Annotated in this window: 8 protein-coding genes; all 8 read right to left on the bottom strand. The window is 68.2% G+C overall.

Annotated features, from left to right (window positions below; translation table 11 throughout):
* Window positions 1-544: shikimate kinase (locus WAN71_RS14475; RefSeq protein WP_422225994.1), on the bottom strand; the 544-nt coding region annotated here is incomplete at its 3' end.
* Window positions 545-550: 6 nt separating this feature from the next.
* Complete coding sequence (aroC, locus tag WAN71_RS14470) at window positions 551-1,765, bottom strand: chorismate synthase (protein ID WP_422225995.1); 1,215 nt, start codon at window positions 1,763-1,765, stop codon at window positions 551-553.
* Window positions 1,766-1,807: 42 nt separating this feature from the next.
* On the bottom strand, window positions 1,808-2,230 hold the full coding sequence (locus WAN71_RS14465) for a hypothetical protein (protein WP_422225993.1): 423 nt from the start codon (window positions 2,228-2,230) through the stop codon (window positions 1,808-1,810).
* Window positions 2,231-2,311: 81 nt separating this feature from the next.
* Window positions 2,312-4,057 (bottom strand): serine/threonine-protein kinase PknH/PknJ, encoded by a 1,746-nt coding sequence (locus WAN71_RS14460; RefSeq protein ID WP_422225992.1) that lies wholly within the window; start codon window positions 4,055-4,057, stop codon window positions 2,312-2,314.
* 15 nt (window positions 4,058-4,072) lie between these two features.
* On the bottom strand, window positions 4,073-4,531 hold the full coding sequence (locus WAN71_RS14455) for a universal stress protein (protein WP_422225991.1): 459 nt from the start codon (window positions 4,529-4,531) through the stop codon (window positions 4,073-4,075).
* 215 nt (window positions 4,532-4,746) lie between these two features.
* On the bottom strand, window positions 4,747-5,166 hold the full coding sequence (locus WAN71_RS14450; RefSeq protein ID WP_422225990.1) for a prepilin peptidase: 420 nt from the start codon (window positions 5,164-5,166) through the stop codon (window positions 4,747-4,749).
* A gap of 10 nt (window positions 5,167-5,176) precedes the next feature.
* Window positions 5,177-5,989, bottom strand: a complete 813-nt coding sequence (locus tag WAN71_RS14445; RefSeq protein WP_422225989.1) for a shikimate dehydrogenase — start codon at window positions 5,987-5,989, stop codon at window positions 5,177-5,179.
* Window positions 5,986-6,335, bottom strand: a 350-nt coding sequence (locus WAN71_RS14440; RefSeq protein WP_422225988.1) for an endolytic transglycosylase MltG, incomplete at its 5' end; no start/stop codon positions are given. The genes WAN71_RS14445 and WAN71_RS14440, both read right to left, overlap by 4 nt.

Below are 6,335 nucleotides of genomic sequence, written 5' to 3'. Positions count from 1 at the left end.
GCGGCCGGCGACGGCCACGCCCAGGCCCGCAGCCTTGCGGATCTTGTAGCCGCGACACGATGTAACGCACGACGGCGCCGGGATTGCGACGGTTGGTGTTGACCCGGATGGTGGCGACTTGGCGGTACAGCGGGACGCGTTGCGACATCAGCGCGCGGAACTTCTCGGCGCGATCCGGGCCGGCCAGCAACGGCCGCACGGTGTTGCCGCCGGTGCGCCGCACCCCTTCGGCGGCGTTGATCTCCAAGAACACCACGGTGTGACCGGCCAGCGCGGCGCGTACCCCGGGACTGGTGACCGCGCCGCCGCCCAGCGACAGCACACCGTCATGCTCGGCCAGCGCCGCGCGCACCACGTCTTCCTCGACACGACGGAACTCCTTCTCCCCATCGGTGGCGAAGATGTCGGCGATGCGGCGTCCGGTCTGCTGTTCGATCGCTAAGTCGGTGTCGAGCATTTTGACGTCGAGCGCCTTGGCCAGCCGTCGCCCGATCGTGGACTTACCCGAACCCGGGAGTCCAACCAGTACGGCCTTGGGCGCCACGCGCGTTCATCCCCCTATCGAGAAAGTCCGGATTTCGGCGGCCGGTTCACGCTCGGCGATCGAACGCAGATAGGCCTCGAGGTTGCGGCGGGTCTCGGCCAGCGAGTCGCCGCCGAATTTCTCCAGCGCCGCCCGGGCCAACACCAACGCAACCATGGTCTCGACCACCACACCGGCGGCCGGTACCGCGCACACGTCGGAACGCTGGTTGATCGCGACGGCCTCGTCACCGGTCTCCATGTCGACGGTGGCCAGCGCCCGCGGCACGGTCGAGATCGGCTTCATCGCCGCTCGTACCCGCAGCGGCTGACCGTTGGTCATGCCACCTTCCAGGCCACCGGCCCGGTTGGTCGAGCGGACGACACCGTCGGGTCCGGGGTACATCTCGTCGTGGGCGCGGCTGCCGCGGCGGCGGGCGGTGGTGAACCCGTCGCCGATCTCGACACCCTTGATCGCCTGGATGCCCATCACCGCGGCGGCGAGCTGGCTGTCGAGCCGGTTGTCGCCGCTGGTGAACGATCCGAGTCCGACCGGCAGGCCCACGGCGACGGCCTCCACCACACCGCCGAGGGTGTCGCCGTCCTTCTTGGCGGCTTCGATCTCGGCGATCATGGCTTTCTCGGCGGCCTTGTCGAAGGCGCGCACCGGGCTGTCGTCGATCGCGTCCAGGTCGCCGGCCTGTGGCGGCGGGCCGTCGTAGGGTTGGGATTCGCCGATCGAGACGACGTGGGACAGCACTTCGACGCCGAGGGCTTGCCGCAGGAACAGCCGGGCGACGGTTCCGGCCGCGACACGGGCAGCGGTCTCCCGGGCGCTGGCCCGCTCGAGCACCGGGCGGGCGTCGTCGAAGCCGTACTTGAGCATGCCGGCGTAGTCGGCGTGGCCGGGCCGCGGCCGGGTCAATGGGGCGTTGCGCGCCACATCTAATTCGGCCGGGTCCACCGGGTCGGCGGCCATCACCGTCTCCCACTTCGGCCATTCGGTGTTGCCGATCTCGATGGCGATCGGGCCACCCAGTGTCACGCCGTGCCGCACCCCGGCCAGCATGGTGACTTGGTCGCGCTCGAATTTCATCCGGGCGCCGCGGCCGTAGCCGAGCCGGCGGCGGGCCAGCTGGTCCGCGATGTCCTCGGAGGTCAGGCTGACCCCGGCGACCATGCCTTCCAGCATGGCCACCAGCGCCCGGCCGTGGGATTCACCAGCAGTGGTCCATCGCAACACGTGTCCCATCTTCCCACGACCGGGGCGGCGCCGGGTGAGGCGTCAGCCTGTGTGCCGCGACCGTCGCAACGTCGTGAGCTGCCAAACGCCCAGCACCAGGGCGACATCGCCGGCGCCGGCCAGCGCCAAGTTGCCCGCGCCGCTCAGCGGAAGCCAGCCAAGCGCTGCCGCGGCCCACAGGGTCGGCGCCAGCAGCAGGTTGGAAACGCCGAAACCCGACACCAGCCCGCGGGACATCGGGCGAATCCGGTTCAGACCTAAGAGCAGCGCGACGCCGCCGACCAGGAACGACAGTCCACCGACCAAAAGCTCCGCACGCGGCACGTTCCACCAGTCACCGAGTGGACCGCTCAGGGCGGCGACAACCGCGCCCACGACGGTCCAAAAGACGAGGTCGGCGCGGACGGATCGCCAACGTGCGGCGTCAGCTTGGCGGGGTCTTGCTGAAATAGCTGTACTTGTCATGACGCGATGATGCGATGGGAACCACTGCCAACTCGACCATCGGCGCTGCCAGAGGCTGCCAGCTGCTCAACCGGCGGCCCGTTAAGTGGGTACTCTCGCGGCGATCTGATGCGCGATGTCGACCGCGGAGTTGGACTGGGCGTCGGACTGATTTTCGCTGCACGTCCGGACGTCGACAACGACGTTGTTGGCCACGGTCAGCGCCCGCTGACAAGTTGTCCGATGCCACGTCCAAGACGAATCGCCGCCGGCGCCGGTTTTGGTGGCGCTCAGGGTGCCGTTGATGTTGGAGACCGGCCCCACTGTCCACACTTGATCGGGTTTGCCGGTCACGGCCAAGGTGTACTGGCGGTTGGCACACGCCGGCCACTGTTGCGCGGAGGCGGTGAAGAACGCGTCCGCATCATGCGCGGAGGACAGCATGACCACGAATTGCATGACAAAATGCGTGGTGGATGACGGTGCTGGCGCGAGGACCTGACCGCGCACGGCGCGCCACAGCGGGTAAACCGTGGTCTGCGCGGGGCTGACCATAGGTAGGCAAGCCTTGTCCGACACGTCGGCGCTAGTGTCGGCCCCCCCTTTCTCGAAGGTGTCGGTGATTGTCATCCCGGTGGTGCCCATCGCGGTGCTGATTTGATCGGGGCTGAGAAACAGCCCCGCCAGCGCGGCTTCCGCGACAGGCGGCGGGCCGGTCGGGGTGGTCGTGGTCGGGGTGGTCCTTGCGGTGCTGGTCGGGATGCTGGTCGCTGCGGGCTTGTTGGAACTCTTCGTCCCGACGTAGATGCCCACGATGAGGAGGGCGACCACCACGACGACGGCGACGACGCCGAGCGGCCACCATCTGTTGCGGTCAATCCAGCGCGCGGGCTGCTGTAGTGATGGACCGGCAGGTCGGGGCTGTGGGCCAGGCGGCCAGCCATGTTGGGTCGCCGCCGGGTACAGGTAGGCGGGCTGTGACCACTCCGACTGCGGCGCAGCGGCGCGCAGGGTGGATTCGCTGGGTCGCAGCGGCGTGGTGATGGCGTCGTGGGCGGCGTCGGCCAACTCCACGGTGGTGGCATACCGCTGGTCGGGGTCTTTGGCCATGCCGGTGGCGATCACCTCGTCGACCTGAGGGGGCACGTTCGGTCGAGCGATCGAAGGTCGCGGCGGCGGGGTATTCAAGTGCGCGGCAACCAGGCGCGCCATCGTGTCACCACCAAACGGTGGATCTCCGGCAAGGCATTCATACAGCACACACGCCAACGAATAGATGTCGACGCGTGCATCCTCGTCGCCCCGGCCGTCCAGGCGCTCGGGCGCGATGTAAGCGAAGGTGCCAATCGTATTGCCGGTCTTGGTCATTCGCGTGTCATCGGCGATGCGCGCAATCCCGAAATCAATCAGATATGCGAAGTCGCGGTCGTCGAGCAAGATGTTGGACGGTTTGATGTCGCGGTGGATCAGCCCGATCCCATGGGCGGCATGCAAGGCTTCGGCGACCTGGCCGATGATGCGCGCCGCCCGGGCGGGTTCCAGTGGGCCGTCGGCCAGGACGGTGGCTAGGTCGCGGCCGTTGATGAGCCGCATGCTCACGAACAGTCGACCATCGATCTCCCCGTAGTCGTAAATCGGCACCACGTGCGGGGTTTCCAATCGTGCCGCAGCGTGGGCTTCTCGGCGGAATCGCTGCTGAAAGTCCTCGTCCTTCGACAGCTTCGCGGGCAAGACTTTGATAGCAACCACTCGGTCAGTGACGGTGTCGTGAGCCCGCCACACCTCGCCCATGCCGCCCTCACCGATCAACCCGAGAAGGCGATAACGCCCGAACGGCGTACCCTCCACAGAATTAACGATGCCTCAGTCGGTGGTGTGGACGATCAGCACGTCGGTCTTGACCCTGCGGGAGACTTCGGATGGGACTGATCCCAGCAGCCGCCCGGCGATGCTGCTGAGTCCGACGTTGCCGACGACCAGCAGGTCGGCATGGACCTCCTCGGCCAGGTGCACCAGCGCGTTGATTGGGGCACCGACGATATCCTTCTCCTCCACGTTCTTGGCCCCGGCTTTGTGCGCCCGCTCCCTGGCGTCATGCAGGATCGCGTAGAAGGGGGCGTCGCCCACCACCCGGTAGTCCTGGCCGTGGGTGCTCCCCGGCGGGATGGCGTAGCGGCCCTTTTCCTCGGGGACGGGGAGATGCGCCGTCGCAACGATCAATTTCGCGCCGTGCTCCGCAGCGATCGCGCCTGCGCGGTCCACCGCACGCAGCGACGAGTCTGAGCCATCGGTGCCGACCACGATGGTCTGATAGGCGCTCATTTCGCACCCAGTGTAAGGCCGACGGCGGCTCGTTAGAGTGCAAACCGGGTCGGCGCCTCCTTTTGTTCCCCCCTGGCTGCAGCGCCGCGCCACATCGAACGTGTTCCAGCGCGCCGCCCGGAAACACCAGCGCGGCTCGGATAACGTCGACGGACGTGACCGTCGCCGCGAGAACGGGCTGAAGTACCTGGCTCGGACGGGCTGGTAGGTGTTGCCTATAACACGGCCAATCCCAGCGCCGCGGCGCTGGCCGCACACATCGACGGGCCGTGCGGCACGGTCCTCACCGACCAGCCGAGCCGGGCCACTGTCCCGATCACCGCGGTCAGCAGCGGCGCGCCGATCGCCGCGGGCAACCACACGTCGCCGCCGAAGCAGCCGGTCAGCGCACCCAGCCCGAGCGCCAGCTTCACGTCCCCGGCGCCCATCGCCGTCGGCGCCACGGCATGGACCAGCAGATAAGCCGCGGCCAACAGCCCCGCCCCCAGCGCAGCGGCCGGACCGCGGCCCAAGCCGGCCGCGACGAGCATGATTACCGCGAAGCCCGGCAGCGTGAGCCAGTTGGGCAGCCGGCGCTGGCGGATGTCGTAGCCGGTCAGCACACCCATCCACAACAACGCGACCGCCATCAACATGCGCGGCACGCTAACCCACCGCGGCGACCATCGCCTCTCGCGGCGCAGGAAGCCCTGTGAATTGTTCGACTTGCGCGAACGCCTGATGCAGCAGCATCTGCAGGCCGCTGATCACCCGACCGCCAGCGGTGGCCACCGCTGCCGCCAGCGGCGTCGGCCACGGGTCGTAGACCGCGTCCAGCAGCACCGGCGCCCCGGCGAACACCTCGGCATACCGCCCTGCCACATCGGCCGGCAGCGTACTGACCAGCACGCCCGCCGCCTTCACCCGATCGGCAACCCCGCCGCCGTCCAGGTCGCAGAATCGGGCCGCGGCGCCCACCCGGGTCGCCAGCTCCACCAACCGGGCGGCCTTATCCGCGTCGCGGGCGACCACGGTGATATCGCCGACGCCCAACTCGACTAGGGCGACAATCGCCGCCGGGGCAGTGCCGCCGGATCCCGACACCACTGCCGGACCCGACGCTGAGCCTTCTGCGCCCAATGCCCCCGAGACACCGTCAATGTCGGTGTTGTCAGCGCGCCAGCCGCGCGGCGTTCGCAACAAGGTGTTGGCCGATCCGACCAGCTCGGCCCGGTCGGTGCGCTCATCGGCGAACCGCAGCGCGGCGAACTTTCCCGGCATCGTCACCGAAACCCCGACCCACTCCGGCCCGAACCCGCCGACCACGTCGGGCAGTTCGTCAGCGCCGCACTCGATGCGTTCGTAGGTCCAGTCAACGAGGCCCAGCGCGCGGTAGGCGGCCAGGTGTAGCTGCGGAGAGCGCGAATGCGCAATCGGCGAACCGAGCACCCCAGCTCGTTTAGCGGGCGCTGCGCTCATCGCGCGGAGTCGAGGACACCGTTGCGCTTGGCCAGCTCGATGTTCGCCAGATGCTGTTGGTAGTCGCGGGTGAACAACGTCGTGCCCTGCGCGTCGATGGTGACGAAGTACAGCCAATCACCGGGTTCGGGATGCTCGGCCGCTTTCAGCGCATCGGTGCCCGGCGAACATATCGGCGTCGCCGGCAGCCCTTCGGAAACGTAAGTGTTCCAAGGCGTTTGCTGAGCGCGGTCGGCGTCGGTGGTGGCCACTTCCCGGCGATCCAGCGGATAGTTCACCGTCGAGTCGAACTCCAACGTGCGGTGCTCGGCCAGCCGGTTGTAGATGACTTGGGCGACCTTCGGAA

Origin of the sequence: Mycobacterium sp. (assembly GCF_049280035.1) — a bacterium.
Classification (GTDB): Bacteria; Actinomycetota; Actinomycetes; order Mycobacteriales; family Mycobacteriaceae; genus Mycobacterium.
Note: the sequence above shows the minus strand (reverse complement) of the source record. Positions and strands in the feature narration are given on the sequence as shown.